Raw genomic sequence first — 239 nt, 5'->3', positions numbered from 1 at the left:
TTGCGTTGCTTTATGTTTTTAATGCGTTACTTCATATTTTTGATTTTGTAATCGTAGATTATTTTTTCAAGATTTCTCACACACGCCATCGTAAAACATTGCGCGCGCTGTAAAATCGTAAGCTTTTTAACAGCTGATTTAGCAAATTTTACGTCTTTATCATAATTTTTTTCGTATATTTTTTTGATTTCTGCATCACTGTTTTTTCCACTTTTCGCAGCATTTTCCCCACTTTTAAG

At 31.4% G+C, this 239-nt stretch carries 1 protein-coding gene; it reads right to left on the bottom strand.

All coding sequences use genetic code 11. The features are described 5' to 3' along the window. Nucleotides 1-26: 26 nt before the first annotated feature. Nucleotides 27-239, bottom strand: a 213-nt coding sequence (locus QP437_RS10850) for a hypothetical protein (protein WP_285267785.1), incomplete at its 5' end; no start/stop codon positions are given.

Source organism: Haemophilus sp. UMB1048 (assembly GCF_030218125.1).
Taxonomy (GTDB): domain Bacteria; phylum Pseudomonadota; class Gammaproteobacteria; order Enterobacterales; family Pasteurellaceae; genus Haemophilus_D.
Note: the sequence above shows the minus strand (reverse complement) of the source record. Positions and strands in the feature narration are given on the sequence as shown.